The sequence below is a fragment of the Corynebacterium hylobatis genome, from assembly GCF_003955685.1.
Lineage (GTDB): Bacteria > Actinomycetota > Actinomycetes > Mycobacteriales > Mycobacteriaceae > Corynebacterium > Corynebacterium hylobatis.
This window is the reverse complement of the sequence record NZ_RXHJ01000007.1, coordinates 140,153-159,642: the sequence shown is the minus strand read 5'-3', so window position 1 is coordinate 159,642 and position 19,490 is coordinate 140,153. Positions and strand designations below refer to the sequence as shown.

Here is a 19,490-nt window from a genome sequence, read left to right as displayed (position 1 = left end):
ATCTTCCCGGCCCACAGCTGAGGCCTGGGGAGGTGCGGCCCTGCGGCCCGGGTGTGCCTCGGCACACGCCGGGCCCTTCGGCTGTCCAGCCGGAGCCACCATCTTCAGCCGCCATTTTCACTCATCAACACATAGAGTCAAGGAGCCAGCCATGACCGTCAAGACCCTGCAGGACCTGCTCGACGAGGGTGTCGAAGACCGCCACATCCTCGTCCGCTCGGATTTCAACGTCCCGCTCAATGACGCCGGTGAGATCACCGACGCGGGACGCATCACCGCCTCCCTGCCCACCCTGCAGGCGCTCGTCGAGGGCGGCGCCAAGGTCATCGTCATGGCCCACCTCGGTCGCCCCAAGGGCGAGGTCAACGCCAGGTACTCCCTGGCCCCGGTCGCCGAGGCCCTGTCCGATGCCCTGGGCCAGTACGTGGCCCTGGCAGGCGACGTCGTCGGTGAGGACGCCCACGAGCGTGCCAACGGCCTGACCGGGGGCGATGTCCTCCTGCTGGAGAACGTGCGTTTCGACGCCCGCGAGACGTCCAAGGACGAGGCCGAGCGCGGCGCCTTCGCCGAGCAGCTCGCCGAGCTCGCCGCCGACAACGGTGCCTTCGTCTCTGACGGTTTCGGCGTCGTCCACCGTGCGCAGGCCTCCGTTTACGACGTGGCCAAGCGTCTCCCGGCCTACGCCGGCAGGCTGGTGGAGAAGGAGATCTCCGTCCTGGAGAAGACCGCCACCAACCCCGAATCCCCCTACGTGGTCATCCTCGGCGGCTCCAAGGTCTCCGACAAGCTGGGCGTCATCGAGGCCCTGGCCGGCAAGGCCGACAAGATCATCATCGGCGGTGGCATGTGCTACACCTTCCTCGCCTCCCAGGGTTACAACACCCAGAAGTCCCTCCTCCAGGAGGAGATGATCGACACCTGCAAGGACCTCCTCGCCCGCTTCGGCGACAAGATCGTCCTGCCGGTCGACCTCATCGCCGCCTCCGAGTTCTCCGCCGACGCCGAGCACAAGATTGTCGCCCTCGACGGCATCCCGGAGGGTTGGCTGTCCCCGGACATCGGCCCGGAGTCCGTGGAGAAGTTCGCCGAGGTGCTCGCCACCTCGAAGACCGTCTTCTGGAACGGCCCGATGGGCGTCTTCGAGATGGCACCGTTCTCCCAGGGCACCAAGGGCGTGGCCCAGGCCATCATCGACGCGACCGCCGACAACGGCTCCTTCTCCGTCGTCGGCGGCGGCGACTCCGCCGCCTCCGTCCGCGTCCTCGGCCTGGACGAGGCCGGCTTCTCCCACATCTCCACCGGTGGCGGCGCCTCCCTCGAATTCCTCGAGGGCAAGGAACTGCCGGGCGTCTCCGTCCTCAACCGCTAGCACCCGGTTTCCCCACCTGAAAGGAGTGCCACCATGGCACGCACCCCCCTCATCGCCGGCAACTGGAAGATGAACCTGGACCACCACCAGGCGATCGCGACCGTCCAGAAGCTGGACTTCGCCCTGCCGAAGGACCACTACGAGAAGGTCGACGTCGCCGTCACCGTTCCCTTCACCGACATTCGCTCCGTGCAGACCCTCGTCGACGGCGACAAGCTGAACATCACCTTCGGCGCACAGGACGTCTCGCAGCACGAGTCCGGCGCCTACACCGGTGAGGTCTCCGCCCAGATGCTGGCCAAGCTCGGCTGCACCTGGGTCATCGTCGGCCACTCCGAGCGCCGCGAGCACCACAACGAATCCGATGAGCTGGTCGCCGCCAAGGCCGCCGCCGCCCTCAGGCACGGCATCAGCCCGATCGTGTGCGTCGGCGAGCCGCTGGAGATCCGCGAGGCCGGCACCCACGTCGAGCACGTGGTCAACCAGACCCGCGATTCCCTCGCCGGTCTGTCCGCCGAGGACCTGGCGAAGACCGTCATCGCCTACGAGCCGGTCTGGGCCATCGGCACCGGCAAGGTCGCCTCCGCCGCCGACGCGCAGGAGGTGTGCGCCGCCATCCGTGGCCTCATCCGTGAGCTCGCCGGTGAGGAGGTCGCCGCCGGCATCCGCATCCTCTACGGCGGTTCCGTCAAGACCGACTCCATCGCGGAGATCATCAGCCAGACGGACGTCGACGGCGGTCTCGTCGGCGGTGCCTCGCTGGACGGCGAGGAATTCGCCCGTCTCGCGGCCGCCGCCGCAGGCGCCGTCGCCTGACCCGACCCCGCCACCGAACACCAGGAGAACCCACCTCATGGCCGACCGTGATCATCTGCAGGAAGACATCCGCTATCTGGGCCGGATCCTCGGCCAGGTGATCGCGGAACAGGAGGGGCAGGAGGTCTTTGACCTGGTTGAACACGCCCGCCGCCAGGCATTCGAGGTGGCCAAGGGCAACGCCTCCCTGGAGGTGCTCGTCGATCTGTTCCGCAACATCGACCCACACCGCGCGACCCCCGTCATCCGGGCCTTCAGCCACTTCGCCCTCATGGCGAATCTGGCGGAGGACATCCACGACGACTTCAACCATGAGGCCGTCCTCGACGGCGGCGGGGTCCCCGACTCCACGCTCGAGGCGACCTGGGAGAAGTACGAGGCCGCCGGGGTAGGGGCCGCGGACGTCGGGAAGATCCTGTCGGAGGCCCTGGTGGCCCCGGTGTTCACCGCGCATCCCACGGAGACACGCCGCCGCACGGTCTTCGACGCCCAGAAGAACATCACCCGGCTGATGCTGGACCGGCACCGCGTCCAGGACGCCGATCCGACGGCGCGCACCGAATCACGGCTCGCGGACATCGAGCACCGCATCCGCCGGCGCATGACCATCCTGTGGCAGACCGCGCTGATCCGCCAGTCCCGTCCCCGCATCGAGGACGAGATCGAGGTCGGCCTGCGCTACTACCTGCTCTCCCTGCTCCAGGAAATCCCGGCGCTGAACCAGGACGTCCACGACACCCTCACGGGTCGTTTCCATGCTGAACTGCAGGGCAGTGCGGCCCGGGCCATCGTCCGCCCCGGCTCCTGGATCGGGGGCGACCACGACGGCAACCCCTTCGTCACCGCCCAGACCCTCGACTACGCCTCCCGGCGGGCCGCGCAGACCGTTCTGCGCCACTACGCTGACCAGCTCCACGACCTCGAGAACGAACTCAGTCTCTCCGACCGGATGACCGCGGTCACCGTCGAGCTGGTCGAACTCGCCGGCCGCGGCCACAACGATGTCGCCTCACGCGTCGACGAACCCTACCGCCGTGCCGTCCACGGCATCCGGGGGCGCATCCTGGCCACCACCGCCGCCCTCATCGGTGAGGATGCCGTCGAAGGTACCTGGCACCGCGTGCACGAGCCTTACACCTCCCCGGTGGAATTCGACGCTGACCTGAAGATCGTCGACGATTCCCTGCGGATGTCCAACGACGCCATCATCGCCGACGACTGCCTGGCCACCATCCGGGCGGCGGTCGCCAGCTTCGGCTTCCACCTCCACTCGATCGACCTGCGCCAGAACTCCGAGAGCTTCGAGAATGTCCTCTCCGAGGTCTTCGCCACTGCGCACGTCCACCCCGCGTACCACTCGCTGGGGGAGGAGGAGAGGATCGAGCTGCTCACCCGGGAACTGCGCACCCCACGCCCGCTCGTCCCGCGCGGCTACCGCCGTTTCAGCGAGGCCACCCAGCGGGAACTCGACCTCATCCAGCAGGCGGCCGACAGCGTCGCCCGCTTCGGTGCGGACATGATCCCGCACCAGATCATCTCCATGGCCCAGTCGGTCAGTGACATCCTCGAGCCGATGGTGCTGCTCAAGGAAGTCGGTCTCATCCGGGCGAACGGGGAGGGGCCGGGCGGCAGCATCGACATCATCCCCCTGTTCGAGACCATCGACGACCTCGAGGCCGGCGCCGACATCCTCCGCAGGTTGTGGGAGCTGCCGCTGTACCGGGCTTACCTCGCCCAGCGCGGCAACGTCCAGGAGGTCATGTTGGGCTACTCCGACTCCAACAAGGACGGGGGTTACTTCGCCGCGAACTGGGCACTCTACGACGCGGAGACCCAGCTGGTGGCGGCCGGCCGGGAGCACGGGGTACGTCTGCGTCTGTTCCACGGCAGGGGCGGCACCGTCGGCCGGGGCGGCGGCCCCTCCTATGAGGCGCTGCTCGCCCAACCCCAGGGCGCGGTCGATGGTTCCGTGCGCATCACAGAGCAGGGCGAGATCATCTCCGCCAAGTACGGCTCGCCGCGCACCGCCCGCCGCAACCTCGAGGCGCTGGTCTCCGCGACGCTGGAGGCCAGCCTCCTGCCGGTCGACGAACTGGCCGACCGGGCACGCGCCGTGGACATCATGCGTGAACTGGCCGCCATCAGCCGCCGGAAATACTCCGCCCTCGTGCACGAGGATCCCGGCTTCATCCCTTATTTCACCCAGTCGACCCCGCTGGGTGAGATCGGTGCCCTCAACATCGGTTCCCGTCCGACATCGCGGAAGCAGACAAAGGGCGTGGAGGATCTGCGGGCCATCCCGTGGGTGCTCGCCTGGTCGCAGGCGCGCGTGCTGCTGCCCGGCTGGTTCGGCGTAGGCACGGCCCTGCAGGAGTGGATCGAATCAGGGGAGGACCGCGAGGCGCGCATCGCCGAACTGCGCGCCCTCTACGAGACGTGGCCCTTCTTCTCCTCGGTCGTCTCCAACATGGCCCAGGTCATGTCCAAGGCCGGCATGGAGCTGGCCGCCCTGTACGCCCGGCTTGTCGACGACCGCGAGATCGCCGGACGCATCCACGGCATCATCGCCGCGGAATTCGAACTGACCAGGGAGATGTTCAGCACCGTCACCGGCAGCGAGGAGCTGCTGGCGGACAACCCTGCCCTGGCCCGCTCCGTGCGGCGCCGTTTCCCCTATCTGCTGCCCCTGAACATCATCCAGGTGGAGCTGCTGCGCCGACACCGTGCCGGTGACAGCCGCGAGGCCGTCTCCCGCGGCATCCAGCTGACGATGAACGGGCTCGCCACCGCCCTCCGCAACTCCGGTTAGTCCTGATGTAGACTGTCCAGGAGTTTCACCCGCCGACCCCTCAAAGGACCACCAAGCACCATGACCCTTGCGCTCCAGATCATCCTCGTGCTCTCCGCCGTGCTCGTCACGGTGTTCGTGCTGCTGCACAAGGGCAAGGGCGGCGGCCTGTCCAGCCTCTTCGGTGGTGGCGTGCAGTCGAACCTGTCGGGTTCGACGATCGTCGAGAAGAACCTCGACCGTTACACCATCTTCATGGCGATCATCTGGATCGTCTGCATCATCGCCCTCAACCTCATCCAGGCCTACGGCGGCTAGTCAGCCACGAGGCCGAGGCAGGTCTGCTCGACCTCCTCGATGAGGTGGCCCAGGCCCGGTTCCTCCACCGGGAAGTGACCGCATTCCGCCAGCAGCCGGATCCCGGCCTGCGCGGGACTGCGCCGCAGCCACCGGACGCTGATCTCCGCCGGCGTCCAGTCATCCCTGGCCGGATGCGCCAGCAGGACCGGCGTCTCCACCTGTTCGGGTCGGGTGTGGGGGTAGCGGAGGTATGAGGCGAGGAAATCCACCGGTACCTGCACACCACCGCCGCGGGGATCCGTCGCGCACAACCAGGTGAGTCCCGGGTCGCGGCTCATGGCACCGAGGTCGGCCACCCAGTTCATGGGGATCAGCCGGTGGGCCAGCGGGCCGGGGAGTCGGCGCGGGAGCGCCGCCCCCAGCACACCCAGGAGACCGAAGCGGGCCATGGCCAGACGGGCCCGCCAGTCTGCGGGGTCCAACAGGCAGGTGACCACCGCCGCGGCGACCCGGCCTGAGCGTTCCGCGGTCTCCACGGACAACAGCCCGCCCATACTCGCGCCGAGCAGCACCAGCGGGCGGCCGTCGTCCTCCGTCGCGATGAAGTCGACAAGCAGACCCACCCAGTCGTCGTAACGCACCGCAGCCGGATCCGCCGGGAGAGTGGAGCCGTAGAGAGGCAGATCCACCGCGGCAAGATCGGCGACGTCGGCCCGGATGAGGGAGGCCAGCGGCCACAGCGCCTCGGCGTGCCCACCGCCCCCGTGGACCAGCAGCACCCGGACCGGTGCCTGCCCCGCACCGCGGCGCAGGATGCGGACATCATGGCCGCGCCACATCCACCGTTGCGTGGTCGGCGCAGCGACCTGCCTCCGCCTGCCTTCCGGGAGAAAGGCGGCGTAGTCACGCCAGGAGGGCAGGCGGCCGGGCATCACCGGTCCAGGTCGGTTGCGGCGTCGTCGGTGACGTACAGGACGGTGTCGTCATTGCCGCGCGCCCCGGCGGCAGGCCAGGCGGCCGGATCGGAACCGGCGAGGACGTGCGCCGCAGCCTCCGCCTTCTCCGCCCCGGCGACCAGCAGCCAGACCTGGTCGGCGCGGTGGATGGCCGGCAGCGTCAGGGTGACCCGCTCAGCCGGCGGCTTGGGGGAGTCCGTGATCGCGATGACCAGCCGTTCCGATTCCCGGACGGCCTCGGTGTGGGGGAACAGTGAGTTGATGTGGCCCTCATGGCCCATCCCCAGCAGGTGGAGGTCGAAGCCCTGCGGGGCCACCTCGTTGAGTACCGCCTGGTAGTTGTCGGCCGCCTCCCACATGGCGACCTGACCCAGGCCGTAACCGTGGATGTTCTCCTCGGGGATGTCCACGTGGTCGAGCAGCGCCTGCCGGGCCTGCCCCTCGTTGGAATCGGCGTGGGTGACGGGCACATTGCGTTCGTCTCCGAAGAAGACGTGGACATGCGACCAGTCGATCCTGGGGTCCTCGGCCTCCAGGACCCGGACGCGCTCCAGCAGGCCGATGCCGGCGCCGCCGCCGGTGAGCACGATCCGGGCGGTGCCGTCACGGTGGCGGCTGCGGCCGGTGGCCTGGACAGAGGTGATGACGTCGATGAACGAGGTTGCGGCCTGGTCGATGAGGGTGGACAGGGTGTCGGGACGACGGAGGGAGACCATGTTTTCCTTCACTGGGGTCAGTGCGCGACGCGGCTGAGGCCGCGCAGGGCATTGGCGTAGGCGAGATCGGGGTCGAGGTGGCGCAGTTCCTCGGCGATGCAGTCGGCGTCGGAACGGGCGTTCATCGCGACGAGGGACTCGGGGTTGCCGGGCAGCTGCACGCGGATGGTGCGGTGGTCGACCACCTCGACGGTGAGCGGCCCGGAGGCCCGGTCGAAACGCAGGGAACGGATTGGGAAGAGACGGTGATCGTCACCGGGGGCGCACACCACGCGGGCGACGGGCACCCCGAGGCGGTCGGCGAGCCAGCCGGCCGCGATGTCGATCGAGGGTTCGTGGGCCGGGCCGATGAGGGTGGCGGACTCGACGGCCTCCTGCGGGTGGCGGTCGAGGGCGGAGACGACGATGCCGCGCCAGCCGGTGATCTTCGACCACACCACGTCCGAGTCACCGGGGGCGTAGGAGCGGCTCATCTGCGAGAGGATGTCGTCGGTGGCGCAGTAATCGGCGTTGGTGATCCGGCGCTGGGCGAGCCGGCCCACCGGGTGGGCCGAGGGGTTGTCGGGGGCGGTGGTCGGCCACCACGCGACGACGGGGGTGTCGGGCAGCAGCAGGGGGGTGACCACTGCCGCGAGATGGTCGACCATCTCGCCGTTGATGCGCATGATGACCATTTCCGAGGCACCGGCGTGACCGCCGACGCGTACCTCGGCGTCGAGATGCGGTTTCCCCTCACCACTGCCGGTGAGCAGCACCAGCACGCGGGCGGGGTGTTCGTGGGAGGCGTCACGGGTGACGGAGATGATGTGGTCGACGTCGTCGTCGAGCGCGGCGACGACGATGAGGGTGAGCACCCGCCCGGTGGTCTGGGAGTAGTTCTCCCGGGCCTCGAGCAGACTGGTGGCGATGTTGCGGGTGTCGGTGTCCGGCAGGGTGATGATCATGTACGGCCTTTCTCGGATCTTCTAGGGACGGCGCCAGGCACGGCCGGTACGTTCGAGCACCCGGTCGGCGCTGACCGGACCCCAGGTACCGGACTCGTACTCCTCCGGCTGCCCGCTCTCCGCCCAGTAATCCAGGATCGGGTCGAGGATCGCCCAGGACAGTTCGACCTCCTCGTTGGTGGGGAAGAGGCTGGACTCGTCGAGCAGTGCATCCAGGATGAGGCGTTCGTATGCCTCCGGGGATTCCTCGGTGAAGGCCTCCGCATAGGAGAAGTCCATGTTCACGTCACGCACCTCCATCGCGGAGCCGGGTACCTTGGAGCCGAAGCGCATGAGCACACCCTCGTCCGGCTGGACGCGGATGACGATGGCGTTCTTGCCCAGCGAGGAGGTCTGCCCCTCGAGGAAGGGCTGGTGCGGGGCCTCCTTGAACACCAGGGCGATCTCCGTGACGCGGCGGCCCAGACGCTTCCCGGTCCGCAGGTAGAAGGGCACGCCCGCCCAGCGGCGGGAGTTGATCTCCAGGGTGCAGGCCGCGTAGGTCTCGGTGATGGACTCGGGATCGAAGCCCTCCTCCTCCCGCAGGCCGCGGACCTTGTGGGAGCCCTGCCAGCCGGCGGCGTACTGGCCACGTGCCGTGGTCCGGTTCAGCGGGTAGGCGGGTTTCGTGGCGCGCAGCACCTTGACCTTCTCGTCCTGCAGTTCCGTCGGGTCGAAGGAGACCGGCTCCTCCATGGCGACGAGGGCCAACAGCTGGAGGAGGTGGTTCTGCATGACGTCGCGGGCGGCGCCGATACCGTCGTAGTAGCCGGCGCGCCCACCGAGGCCGATGTCCTCGGCCATGGTGATCTGCACGTGGTCGACGTAGTGCGCGTTCCACAGCGGGTCGAAGAGCTGGTTGGCGAAGCGCAGCGCCAGGATGTTCTGCACCGTCTCCTTGCCCAGGTAGTGGTCGATGCGGAACACCGACTCCTCCGGGAAGACGGAGTTGACCACCTGGTTGAGCTCGCGCGCGGTGGCCTGGTCGTGGCCGAAGGGCTTCTCGATGATCACCCGCCGCCAGGACTGCTCCCCGGCTTCCGCGAGTCCGGAGCGCTGCAGCTGGTGGCAGACATCGGAGAAGTAGTCCGGTGGCACCGACAGGTAGAACGCCCAGTTACCGGCGGTACCGCGGGTGGCATCCATCTCGGAGAGCATGGCCGCCAACCGGTCGAAACCGTCGTCGTCGAAATTACCCTCGACGAAGTGCATGCCCTCCGCCAGCCGTTCCCAGACGTGCTCGCGGAAGCGGGTACGCGCACCCGCTTCGACGGCCTCACGGACGTAGGCCTCGAACTCGGGCTTCGTCCAGGCACGCCGCCCGAAACCGATGAGGGTGAATCCGGCGGGCAGGAGACCACGGCCGGCCAGGTCATAGATGGCCGGGAGCAGTTTCTTGCGGGCCAGGTCACCGGTGACGCCGAAGATCACCATGCCGGAGGGGCCGGCGATCCGGGGCAGCCGTTTGTCCTCGGTGCTGCGGAGCGGGTTGACCCAGGCATCAGTGTCGGTCACGGGCAGGGGCATGCGCGTTCTCTTCCTTTTCGGTGGGGAGGGTGCCGGGTGTTACTGCAGCTGGGTGGCCATCGAATCCAGGAGCTCGGACCAGGAGGCCACGAACTTCTCGACGCCCTCCCGCTCCAGCACCTCGAACACGTCATCCAGGTCGATGCCCACGGCGACGAGCTGCTCGAAGACGGCCTGCGCCTCCTCGGCGGTACCGCTGAGGGTGTCACCGTGGAGTCCGCCCTGCTCGAGGACGGCGTCGATGGTGGGCTCCGGCATGGTGTTGACGGTCTCCGGGCCGGCCAGCTCAGTGACATAGAGGGTGGCCGGGTAGTCCGGGTTCTTCACACCGGTCGAGGCCCACAGGGGGCGCTGGACATGTGCACCCTCGGGGAGGTCCTTCTCCCCGATCTCCTGGAAGACGGCGTAGGCGCGGCGGGCGTTGGCGATGCCGACCTTACCGCGCAGGGCCAGGGCCTCCTCGGAGCCGATCTCCTCGAGACGGCGGTCGATCTCGACGTCGAGACGCGAGACGAAGAAGGAGGCCACGGAGCGGATCTGCGATACGTCATGGCCGGCTGCGGCGGCGCGCTGCACACCGGTGCGGTAGGCGGCGATGACCTCGCGGTAGCGGGCCACAGAGAAGATGAGGGTGACGTTGACGGAGATGCCTTCAGCCAGGGCGTCGGTGATCGCCGGGATCGACTCGGAGGTCGCCGGGATCTTGATCATGACGTTCGGGCGGTCGACGCGCTTCCACAGCTGGCGGGCCTGCGCGATGGTGGCATCGTGATCGGCGGAGATACGTGGGTCCACCTCGATGGAGACGCGCCCGTCCCGGCCGTCGGTGGCCTCGTAGATGGGCAGGAAGATGTCGCAGGCGTCACGGACGTCGTCGACGGTCATGGCGTAGACGGCCTCGTCGACGGCGGCGCCGGCCTCGCGGAGGGCGGCGATCTGCTCGTCGTAGGCGTCGCCGGCGCTCATGGCGGCGGCGAAGATGGACGGGTTGGTGGTCACGCCGACGATGGACTTGTTGTCGATGACCTCCTGCAGGTTGCCGGAGGTGAGACGCTCGCGGGAGAGGTCGTCCAGCCAGGTGGACGTGCCCAGCGAGGCGAGCTCGTCAATGTGGGTCATGGTTGTGTCCTTTACTTGAAGGTCGGATGTACGGCTACTGGGCGGCGGCGATGGACTCGCGGGAGGCCTCGACCACGGCGTCGGCGGTGATGCCGAACTCCTCGAAGAGCTTCTGGAAGGGGGCGGAGGCACCGAAGTGCTCGAGGGAGACGTTGCGGCCGGCGGTGCCGGTGAAACGGTGCCACGGCATCGCGATGCCGGCCTCGACGGAGACACGTGCGGTGACGGCGGTGGGCAGGACCGACTCGATGTAGGCGGCGTCCTGCTCCAGGAACCACTCGACACACGGCATGGAGACGACGCGGGCGGCGACACCCTCGGCCTCCAGGGTCTTCGCGGCCTCGACAGCCAGCTGGACCTCGGAACCGGTGGCCATGAGGATGACGTCCGGGGTCTCCTTCGAGCCCTCGACCAGGATGTAGCCGCCGCGGCGGACACCCTCGGCGGCCTTCTCCTTCGTGCCCTCCAGCACCGGGACGTTCTGGCGGGTCAGGGCCAGCCCCTTGGGGGACTCGCGGTACTCGAGCGCGGCGGCCCAGGCCTGGGCGGTCTCGTTGGCGTCGGCCGGGCGGATGATGGACAGGCCCGGGATGGCACGCAGCGCGGCCAGGGTCTCCACCGGCTGGTGGGTCGGGCCGTCCTCGCCGAGGCCGATGGAGTCGTGGGTCCACACGTAGTAGACGTCGGATTTCATCAGGGCACCCAGGCGGACGGCCGGGCGCATGTAGTCGGAGAAGATGAGGAAGGTGCCGCCGTAGGGGCGGGTCGGGCCGTGCAGGGCCATGCCGTTGAGGATGGAGCCCATGGCGTGCTCACGGATACCGAAGTGCAGGTTGCGGCCGTAGGGCTCGGCGGACCAGGTGTCGGTGGAGATGTGCTCCGGGCCGAAGGAGGGCGAGCCCTTGATCACGGTGTTGTTGGAGCCGGCCAGGTCGGCGGAACCACCCCACAGCTCCGGCATCTGCTCACCCAGGATCTGCAGTGCGGCCTCGGAGGCCTTGCGGGTGGCCACGCCCTTGGCGTCGGCGTCCCAGCTCGGCATGGCCTCGGCCAGGCCCTCGGGCAGCTCGCGGGCGGTGGCGCGGTCGAGCAGTGCCTTGGCCTCCGGGTTGGCCTCGGCCCAGGCGTCGAACTTCGGCTGCCACTCGGCGCGCTTGCGTGCACTGCGCTCACCCAGCTTGCGGGTGTGGGCGAGGACCTCATCGTCGATGTGGAAGTGGGCTGCCGGGTCGAAGCCCAGGATCTCCTTGGTCGCGGCGACCTCCTCCGCACCGAGGGCTGCGCCGTGGGAGGCGCCGGTGTTCTGGGCGTTGGGGGCCGGGTGGGCGATGACGGTGCGCAGACGGATGAAGGTCGGGCGCTCCGTCTCGGCCTTGGCGGCGACCACGGCGGCCTCGATGGCCGCGACGTCCTCGCCGCCCTCGATCTCGATGGTCTGCCAGCCGTAGGCGGCGTAGCGGGCGACGACGTCCTCGGTGAAGGCGATCTGGGTGTCATCCTCGATGGAGATGCGGTTGTCGTCCCAGAAGACGATGAGGTTGCCCAGCTGCTGGGTGCCGGCCAGGGAGGAGGCCTCAGCGGTGACACCCTCCTGGAGGTCACCGTCGGAGGCGATGACGTAGATGAAGTGGTCGAAGGGGGACTCGCCGGCCGGGGTCTCCGGGTCGAAGAGGCCGCGCTCACGGCGGGCGGCCATGGCCATGCCGACGGCGGAGGCCAGGCCCTGACCCAGCGGGCCGGTGGTGATCTCCACGCCACGGGTGTGGTGGACCTCGGGGTGGCCCGGGGTCTGGGAGTCCCAGGAGCGCAGTGCCTTCAGGTCATCCATCTCGAGGCCGAAGCCGCCGAGGTAGAGCTGGATGTACTGGGTCAACGAGGTGTGACCGCAGGACAGGACGAAATGGTCGCGGCCGATCCAGTCGGTGTCGTTGGGGTCATGGTCCAGAACCCGCTGGTAGAGGGTGTAGGCCAACGGCGCCAGGGACATCGCGGTACCCGGATGGCCGGAGCCGCAGTTCTGGACCGCGTCGGCGGCCAGGACGCGGACGGTGTCCACCGCGCGGGTGTCAGTCTCGGTCCAGTCGGTGGGGTAACGGCGCTCCGTCAGGGCCTGCAGGTCGGGCGACAGGGTCACGATCGGATTCCTCACTTCAAAGTTGATCGTCAAGGGGGTTCTGGTGGTGTGCGATCCGGCACGCAGGCGCCGGGCAGCCACAGCACCCACCACCTTAGTGACTCAACGTCTCCCGGGGTGCTGCGGCCCACACAAGATTCTCCGGACCTGGTGGGGGATTATCAGGCTGGGGGAGGTGGACGTTAGGATGGCAGGGCTGGATCCCCGAGGTTTATCGCGGCCGGGAACTTTTCCGCCGCCCCACCCGACCAGTCCAGGTAGGCGCCACCTTGAGATGCGCCCCCGTCTTTTCACACACCTGCCGTTGGAGGAACTTTCCCTTGGAGACAATCAAGGCCTATATTGCGCTGACGAAGCCGAGGGTCATTGAGCTGCTCCTCGTAGCCACCATCCCCGCAATGCTGCAGGCCGACCGCGGCGAGAACAACATCGTCCTCATCCTGCTCACCCTGGTGGGTGGCTGGATGGGCGCCGCCGCCGCGAACACCTTCAACATGGTCGCCGACTCGGACATCGACCACAAGATGGGCCGCACCCGCGCCCGTCCGCTGGTCCGCCACACCGTGTCCAACCGCAACGCCACCATCTTCGCGTGGACGCTGCTGGTTCTGTCGGTGCTGTGGCTGGGGCTGCTGTGCGGCTCCTGGCTCGCGGCCTTCTTCATCGTGCTGACGAACTGGTTCTACGTCTACGTCTACACCAAGTGGCTCAAGCGCCGGACCTGGCAGAACGTCATCTGGGGCGGTGCCGCCGGCTGCATGCCCGTCATGGTCGGTTGGGCCGTCATCACCGACAACCTGCCTGAGGGCGTGCCCGCCCAGTGGTGGCAGGCGATCGTGCTGTTCCTCATCATCTTCTTCTGGACCCCGCCGCACACCTGGGCCCTGGCCATGAAATACCGCGACGACTACAAGAACGCCGGCGTGCCGATGCTCCCGGTGGTCCGTGAGCCCGTCGAGGTCACCCGCCAGATCGTCTGGTACACGTGGGCGACCGTGCTGACCACCCTGCTGCTCGTCCCGGCCGCCTCCTGGATCTACCTGGCCGGTGCCGTGGCCGGTGGCGCCTATTTCCTCATCTCGGCGATCCTGCTGCACAACGGCGTGAAGAAGGGCACAAAGGTCAAGCCCCTCAAGCTGTTCATCCTCTCGAACAACTACCTGGCACTGGTCTTCGTGGCCCTGTCCATCGACGCCGTCCTGGGCTGGGAGACCATCGGCTCCATGCTGGGCTGGACCACCACGTTCTTCTAGTCTCCCGGCGCAGCTCATCGACGACCGCGGTCAGTCCTGCACGTGCAGGACAATCGACCCGGTCGTTTTTCGTGCCTGGAGGTCGCGGTGGGCCTGCGCGGCGTCGGCAAGCTCATAGGAACCGGAGATCCGGAACTGCAGTGTCCCGTCCACGATGGCCTGGGTGACTGCCTGGGCGCGCATGCGGAACTCGCCCTCCCCGGACGTCCAGGCGCCGATGGAGGGGCGCGTGAGGAAGATTGAGCCGTGGGTGTTCAGCAGCTGCGGGTCAAAGGGCTCCACAGGCCCGGAGGCCGCACCGAACAGGGCGACGGTGCCGCGGGGGCGCACGGCCTCCAGGGATTCGCCGAAGGTGTCCCTGCCGACGCCGTCGTAGACGACGTCCACGCCCACCCCGCCGTTGCGGCGGCGCACGACCTCCGCGAGGTTCTCGGAGTAGTGGAAGACCTCCGTGGCGCCGGCCTCGCGGGCCAGCTCCGCCTTCTCGTCGGAGGAGACCACGGAGAACACCCGCGCGCCCTTCGCCGCGGCCATCTGGGTGACCAGCAGGCCCACGCCGCCGGCACCGGCGGTGATGAGGCAGGAATCGCCCTCGTTCAGGTCATAGACACCGTGGGTGAGGTAGTGGGCGGTGATGCCCTGCAGCAGCATGGAGGCCGCCACCTCCGGCTCCACGCCCTCAGGGACGGCGACCAGGCGGTCACGGGCGACGCACACCTGCTCGGCGTAGGAGCCGAAGGCCTCGGACCAGGCGACGACGGTGCCCTCGGCGATCTCGCCCAGGGGGTCGTGGACGACCCGTCCGGTGCCCTCCAGTCCCGGGATGAAGGGGAGTCCGGCGTGGTAGACGCCCTCGCGGTAGTAGGTGTCGATGTAGTTGACGCCGGCCACCATGACGTCGACGAGTACCTCGTCTTCGCCCGGGACCGGCGCCTCGACGTTGCGCAGGACGAGGACCTCGGGTCCTCCGGTTTCAGTGATCTGGATTGCCTTCATGGCATCCAGGTTAGTTACCGCTGTGCGTTTGCGTCGGCCTTTGCGCGCAGTGGGGTGTAACTGGTGCGGCGCAGACCGTGCGCGTAGAGGAAGGCGGAGAAGGCCACCACGACCGAGGACATGGCGATGTGGACGGGGATGGTCCAGCGGGGGATACCCAGGTAGAACTGGATCAGGCCGATGCCCCACTGGACGAGGATCATCGCGATGAGGACGTAGGCGGTCTGTCGGGCGGCGGCCGGGGCCTTGTGGCGGTGCAGCAGCCAGGTGACCACAAGGGTGGCGGCCAGATAGAGGTACATGGCGCTGGCGTGGATGTAGGCCATCAGTTTGATGTCCACCTCCAGGCGGCCCTCCATACCCACCCCGGCGTCACCGGAGTGCACCCCGGCTCCGGTGGTCATGGTGCCGGTGATGAGCACCAGCGCCAGGGCCACGGCGGCCACGACGGTGAGCGTGCGGATCAGAGCGGGGAACATCCGCACCGGCTGGGCATCGTCCGGTTCGGCCAGGCGCATGTACAGCAGGGCGGCGATCCACACCAGGACCATGGACGGCAGGAAGTGGATGGCCACGGCCCACCACTGCAGGTCCAGGAGCACGGAGACCCCGCCGATGACGGCCTGCAGGATGATACCAATACCAGAAATCAAGGCATAAACCTTGATTTCTCGTCGACGGCCCGCCCGGAGCACCGCGATGAACACGGCCAACGCGATGGCGGCGAGGACGAAGGTGAGCAGGCGGTTGCCGAACTCGATCGCCTGGTGGAGGGCCGGGGCGGCGCCGGCGACGGGTACCAGCGAACCCTCGTGACAGTTGGGCCAGGTGTCGCAGCCTAGGCCGGATCCGGTTACCCGCACGACCGAGCCGGTGACGGTGATGCCACCCTGGGCCAGCAGCAGAATGAAGGCCAGTATGCGCTGGAGGCGGACCGAGGGTCCGCGGGAGGTTCGTGGGTTGTCAGTGGCGGTCACGGTGTCAGTCACGGTACCCATCCTATCTGTGTGTTCCGGCAGGTCCGGAGAAGTGATCCGGTGTGTGGGGTGTGGGGAATATCTACGCCTCGAAGCGGAACCATTTCGCCGCCGCAGCCGACGCCGCACCCGCCCAGGCCAGCAGGACGAGGATCTCCAGCCAGGGCAGCGAGCCGTCGAAGGCCAGCGTGAGGCCGGAGGCCAGTGCCACGGAGGGGACCAGCGTCCACCAACCGGCCACGTCTAACCCCTGGGACCACAGCACCCAGCCGACGACGCCGACGAGCAGGACCCAGATCAGGTTGCCGAGGGCGAGCACCAGCTCGGAGCTCAGCGTCCCGCCCATGAGCAGCCCCAGGGCGCTGAAGGCGGCGACGCCGATGAACAGCACCACCAGGGCCAGGAGCACGCCGAGGGGTTCGGCCCGCCAGCCGAGCACAAGCGCGACAGTGCCCAGCAGGAGGGTCTGCAGGCCGGCCATGACAGCGACGGCGATGACCTTGCCGGCGATGATCGTCGAAGCAGGGACCCCGGAAGCACCGGTGCGCTTGAGGGCCCCGTAGCGGCGGTCGAAGGCCAGGGCGATGGCCTGGCCGGTGAAACCGGAGCTGGTGGTGGCGATCGCCAGGATCATGGGCAGGATCTGCTGGATGGTGGTCTCCTCACCCAGCAGGGGCATCCGGGCGGTGGCCACGAGCATGATCAGGGGGATGATCACGCTGAGCAGCAGCTGCTCGCCGTGCCGCAGGAACAGGATCGTCTCCATCCGGCCCTGTGCGGCGAACATGCGGGCGGCGGAGGCACGTTTCGGGGCAGGGGTGAAGGTGCCGGGGGCGAAGCGGGTGGTGGTCATGGTTTCTTTGGTCATGTCAGCTCCTCAGATTCCGTCCGGTGATATCGAGGAAGACCTCCTCCAGGTTCCGGTGGTCGACGTCGAGCCGTCGGACGAGCACGTCCTGTTCGGCGGCGGCGTCGGTGAGGGCGGCGATGAGCGCCGGGGTGGCGACGGTGGACAGGCAGTAGTGCAGGGGGCGGATCGCCTCGATGGGGGCGGCACCGGGGCAGCGGCGGGTGATCTCCCGGCCGGCCCGGGCGGTGTCGAGGGGGCTGTCGGTGGCGAAGGTCACCCGGGCGCCGGTCTCACCGTTGGTGGTCAGTTCAGCCGGGGTGCCCTGCGCGACGATCTCACCCTTGTCCATGATGACGATGTGGTCGGCCAGGGCCTCCGCCTCGTCCATGAGGTGGGTGGTGAGGATGACGGTGACGCCGTCGGCACGCAGGGCGTCGATGAGCTCCCACACCGCGAGACGCGACTGGGCGTCCATCCCGGCGGTCGGCTCGTCGAGGAAGATCAGCTCCGGCCGACCGATGAGGGCCAGGGCCAGGGACAGCCGCTGCTGCTGACCGCCCGACAGGCGCCGCCAGGTGGTGTTGCGTACCCCCTCGAGGCCGAGGACGTCGATGAGCCACTCGGGGTCGTGCGGATCGTCGTTGTAGGCGGCGGCGAGGCGCAGCATCTCGCCCACCCGGATGCCGGAGTAGGAGCCGCCGCCCTGCAGCATGATGCCGATGCGGCGGCGGACCTCGTCCGGTTGGGTGACCGGATCAAGTCCGAGCACGCGGATATCACCGGAGGTGGGGCGGATGAAGCCCTCGCACATTTCGATCGTGGTCGTCTTGCCGGCGCCGTTGGGTCCGAGCAGGGCGAAGACCTCGCCCCGCCGGGCGCTCAACGAAATCCCGTTGACGGCGGTGGTGGCACCGAAGTTCCTGACCACGTCCCTGAGTTCCAGAGCGGGCCCGACCAGAGGGTCAGACGCTCCACCGAAAGTTGCAGACACGGTTATTCAGTGTAGGCCACGGGCCGCGCGGCGCCGCATCAGCCACCAGCCCAGCGCAATCACGACGCTGAGGGCGAGCACTGAACCGAGGTAGATCGTCCCGACCGTCGCCGGTGGCAGGGACAGTCCCCGCGGCAGGACGGTGAAGGAGAAGAAGGTGGAGTAGGCGACCACGGCGACGCGGAACAGGAAGCGGTTCGCCCACGCCGCCAGTGGCACGATGGCCCACAGCATGTACCAGGGGTGGACCACGGGGAAGAGGATGACCAGCACGAAGGTGGCCACACCCAGGCCGCCGACCGGGTGGATCGTGCCCCGGAAGGTGGCGAAGAGCATGCGCACGAGAAAGCCGGCGGCGATGAGCACGCCGACGGTGCGTGTGACGCTGAGCATGGCGTCGGTGTGGTCGCCCAGGCCCAGCAGCATGCCGATGAATCCGGTGACCACGCCGATGTCGGTGGTCATCGACAGCCAGCTGCGTATCGACGCCGCCCCGCCCTGGCCCGTCACCCAGCCCAGGCCGATGCCCGTCGCCGCGGTCACCGCCGCGATGGCGGCCGCCAGCAGCACCACCTGTACGGCGACGGCGGCGGCGATGGCGCTGACCGGGCCGCGCCCGACCCGTACGAGGTGGCGGGCGAGGTTCATACCCACGAAGCCCAGCGCCAGGAAACCGGTCACCTTGACCATGCCCGCCCCGGCGATGAGCACCGCCGAGGCCGCGACGAGTCCGGCTCCGGCGGAGGTGTCCACCGGCTGGCCGTTGCGCCCCCCGAGCTTGTCCACCCCGCGCAGACCCAGCTCCATGCCCACGAGCATGAGGCCGAGCAGGATGGACTCGTTGTGGATGCCGCCGATCAGGTGGAGGATCGTCAACGGGTTGAGCATGCCCAGCCACAACGCTGTGACGGGGTTGACCCGGCAGCGCCGTGCCAGGCGGCTGATGGCCCAGCCGGCGGCTATGAGCCCCAGCAGGGAGATCAGCCTGTGGCCGATGACACCCATGATGATGGAGTCTGCGGTGACGCGACTGATCACCGAGGCCAGGCCCAGGGCCACCGGTCCGTAGGGGGAGGGGGAGTGGGACCAGATGAACGGCACGGAGCGGGCCAGCGGGTCCTCCGTGCCGAGCAGGTCCACCGGCCCCGCGGCGTAGGGGTCCATCCCGCGGGCGACGATCGCGCCCTGCGCCAGATAGGAGTAGATGTCCTGGGTGAACAGCGGAGCGGTGAACAGGATGGGCAGCACCCAGGCGGCGAAGGTCCGTTTGATCAGGGAGGATGTGACGGTCGCCTGGCCGGGCACCGTGCCGCGGTAGGGTGCGCCGACGAACGGCCCCATGAACACCCAGGCCAGCACGAGCAGGCCGACGCCGACGAGCACCATGATCGAGGAGGTCTGCAACATCCGGGACATGAAGGTGCCACCGGGGAAAGAGGAGTAGGGGTTGCCCACCACGGGCAGGGCCCCGGCCCCCAGCGCGCCGAGTCCGATGAGCAGGGCACCGATGGTGCCGATCCAGCGCAGCACCTGGAAACGGTTGAGTTCGCGGACGCCCAGGCGCCCGGAGCGGGGCTGGTCATCGGCGCCCGGGTCGACGTGGAGCAGCGCGGACCGGGAGCCGGCGTATCCCATCCGGGGCAGGCTGGCGCTCAGGGAGCTGAGGACCCCCGGTCGTCTGATGTGCACACGGTCATCCTAGCCACCCGGGCAGC

16 protein-coding genes are annotated in these 19,490 nt (G+C 68.5%); 5 read left to right on the top strand and 11 right to left on the bottom strand.

What is annotated here, in order from left to right:
• Positions 1 to 151 precede the first annotated feature (151 nt).
• From pgk to secG, 4 genes are read left to right on the top strand one after another with little or no spacing between them, the layout of a single operon-like run.
• Positions 152 to 1,369, top strand: coding sequence for a phosphoglycerate kinase (gene pgk / locus EAH68_RS07675; RefSeq protein WP_126120729.1), 1,218 nt, complete (start codon positions 152 to 154; stop codon positions 1,367 to 1,369).
• A 33-nt stretch (positions 1,370 to 1,402) separates the two neighbouring features.
• Complete coding sequence (gene tpiA / locus EAH68_RS07670; RefSeq protein ID WP_126120728.1) at positions 1,403 to 2,185, top strand: triose-phosphate isomerase; 783 nt, start codon at positions 1,403 to 1,405, stop codon at positions 2,183 to 2,185.
• A gap of 37 nt (positions 2,186 to 2,222) precedes the next feature.
• Complete coding sequence (ppc, locus tag EAH68_RS07665) at positions 2,223 to 4,994, top strand: phosphoenolpyruvate carboxylase (RefSeq protein WP_126120727.1); 2,772 nt, start codon at positions 2,223 to 2,225, stop codon at positions 4,992 to 4,994.
• Between the two features lie 60 nt (positions 4,995 to 5,054).
• Positions 5,055 to 5,291 carry a preprotein translocase subunit SecG gene (gene secG, locus EAH68_RS07660; protein WP_126120726.1) on the top strand — a complete coding sequence of 79 codons (237 nt, stop codon included), beginning with the start codon at positions 5,055 to 5,057 and terminating at the stop codon, positions 5,289 to 5,291.
• Here secG and EAH68_RS07655 read toward each other — a convergent pair.
• Genes EAH68_RS07655 through tkt form a run of 6 tightly spaced genes read right to left on the bottom strand, consistent with a single transcriptional unit; the run spans position 5,288 to position 12,708 of the window.
• Positions 5,288 to 6,205, bottom strand: a complete 918-nt coding sequence (locus tag EAH68_RS07655) for an alpha/beta fold hydrolase (protein ID WP_126120725.1) — start codon at positions 6,203 to 6,205, stop codon at positions 5,288 to 5,290. The genes secG and EAH68_RS07655 overlap by 4 nt on opposite strands.
• The gene (pgl, locus tag EAH68_RS07650) at positions 6,205 to 6,945 is read right to left on the bottom strand and encodes a 6-phosphogluconolactonase (RefSeq protein WP_126120724.1); all 741 of its coding nucleotides are present in this window, start codon (positions 6,943 to 6,945) and stop codon (positions 6,205 to 6,207) included. Before pgl ends, EAH68_RS07655 begins: the two co-directional genes overlap by 1 nt.
• Before the next feature lie 17 nt (positions 6,946 to 6,962).
• Positions 6,963 to 7,889 (bottom strand): glucose-6-phosphate dehydrogenase assembly protein OpcA, encoded by a 927-nt coding sequence (locus EAH68_RS07645; RefSeq protein ID WP_126120723.1) that lies wholly within the window; start codon positions 7,887 to 7,889, stop codon positions 6,963 to 6,965.
• A 21-nt stretch (positions 7,890 to 7,910) separates the two neighbouring features.
• Entirely contained in the window at positions 7,911 to 9,455 is a 1,545-nt protein-coding gene (gene zwf, locus EAH68_RS07640) for a glucose-6-phosphate dehydrogenase (RefSeq protein ID WP_126120722.1), read from the bottom strand.
• Positions 9,456 to 9,494: 39 nt separating this feature from the next.
• A complete protein-coding gene (gene tal, locus EAH68_RS07635; RefSeq protein WP_126120721.1) occupies positions 9,495 to 10,574 on the bottom strand; it encodes a transaldolase in 1,080 nt (359 codons plus the stop codon).
• Between the two features lie 34 nt (positions 10,575 to 10,608).
• Complete coding sequence (tkt, locus tag EAH68_RS07630; RefSeq protein WP_126120720.1) at positions 10,609 to 12,708, bottom strand: transketolase; 2,100 nt, start codon at positions 12,706 to 12,708, stop codon at positions 10,609 to 10,611.
• A 320-nt stretch (positions 12,709 to 13,028) separates the two neighbouring features.
• Between tkt and EAH68_RS07625 the strand changes: the two genes are divergently transcribed.
• Positions 13,029 to 13,961, top strand: a complete 933-nt coding sequence (locus tag EAH68_RS07625) for a heme o synthase (protein WP_126120719.1) — start codon at positions 13,029 to 13,031, stop codon at positions 13,959 to 13,961.
• A gap of 30 nt (positions 13,962 to 13,991) precedes the next feature.
• Here the strand turns inward: EAH68_RS07625 and EAH68_RS07620 are convergent, their stop codons facing one another.
• From EAH68_RS07620 to mptB, 5 genes are all read right to left on the bottom strand, one after another.
• On the bottom strand, positions 13,992 to 14,957 hold the full coding sequence (locus EAH68_RS07620) for a quinone oxidoreductase family protein (RefSeq protein WP_126120718.1): 966 nt from the start codon (positions 14,955 to 14,957) through the stop codon (positions 13,992 to 13,994).
• Between the two features lie 14 nt (positions 14,958 to 14,971).
• Entirely contained in the window at positions 14,972 to 15,955 is a 984-nt protein-coding gene (locus EAH68_RS07615; RefSeq protein ID WP_126120717.1) for a COX15/CtaA family protein, read from the bottom strand.
• A 61-nt stretch (positions 15,956 to 16,016) separates the two neighbouring features.
• Positions 16,017 to 16,802, bottom strand: a complete 786-nt coding sequence (locus EAH68_RS07610) for an ABC transporter permease (protein WP_241228345.1) — start codon at positions 16,800 to 16,802, stop codon at positions 16,017 to 16,019.
• Between the two features lies 1 nt (position 16,803).
• Positions 16,804 to 17,775, bottom strand: a complete 972-nt coding sequence (locus EAH68_RS07605; protein WP_126120716.1) for an ABC transporter ATP-binding protein — start codon at positions 17,773 to 17,775, stop codon at positions 16,804 to 16,806.
• A gap of 6 nt (positions 17,776 to 17,781) precedes the next feature.
• On the bottom strand, positions 17,782 to 19,410 hold the full coding sequence (gene mptB / locus EAH68_RS07600) for a polyprenol phosphomannose-dependent alpha 1,6 mannosyltransferase MptB (RefSeq protein ID WP_206436382.1): 1,629 nt from the start codon (positions 19,408 to 19,410) through the stop codon (positions 17,782 to 17,784).
• Between the last annotated feature and the right edge of the window lie 80 nt (positions 19,411 to 19,490).

Bases quoted from the DNA above. Each gene is read 5' to 3' on its own strand.
- EAH68_RS07620 (WP_126120718.1), bottom strand. From the start codon at position 14,957: ATGAAGGCAATCCAGATCACTGAAACCGGAGGACCCGAGGTCCTCGTC.
- EAH68_RS07655 (WP_126120725.1), bottom strand. From the start codon at position 6,205: ATGCCCGGCCGCCTGCCCTCCTGGCGTGACTACGCCGCCTTTCTCCCG.
- EAH68_RS07610 (WP_241228345.1), bottom strand. From the start codon at position 16,802: ATGACCAAAGAAACCATGACCACCACCCGCTTCGCCCCCGGCACCTTC.
- pgk (WP_126120729.1), top strand. From the start codon at position 152: ATGACCGTCAAGACCCTGCAGGACCTGCTCGACGAGGGTGTCGAAGAC.
- tal (WP_126120721.1), bottom strand. From the start codon at position 10,574: ATGACCCACATTGACGAGCTCGCCTCGCTGGGCACGTCCACCTGGCTG.
- mptB (WP_206436382.1), bottom strand. From the start codon at position 19,410: ATGGGATACGCCGGCTCCCGGTCCGCGCTGCTCCACGTCGACCCGGGC.
- ppc (WP_126120727.1), top strand. From the start codon at position 2,223: ATGGCCGACCGTGATCATCTGCAGGAAGACATCCGCTATCTGGGCCGG.
- tpiA (WP_126120728.1), top strand. From the start codon at position 1,403: ATGGCACGCACCCCCCTCATCGCCGGCAACTGGAAGATGAACCTGGAC.
- EAH68_RS07645 (WP_126120723.1), bottom strand. From the start codon at position 7,889: ATGATCATCACCCTGCCGGACACCGACACCCGCAACATCGCCACCAGT.
- zwf (WP_126120722.1), bottom strand. From the start codon at position 9,455: ATGCCCCTGCCCGTGACCGACACTGATGCCTGGGTCAACCCGCTCCGC.
- EAH68_RS07615 (WP_126120717.1), bottom strand. From the start codon at position 15,955: ATGGGTACCGTGACTGACACCGTGACCGCCACTGACAACCCACGAACC.
- secG (WP_126120726.1), top strand. From the start codon at position 5,055: ATGACCCTTGCGCTCCAGATCATCCTCGTGCTCTCCGCCGTGCTCGTC.
- pgl (WP_126120724.1), bottom strand. From the start codon at position 6,945: ATGGTCTCCCTCCGTCGTCCCGACACCCTGTCCACCCTCATCGACCAG.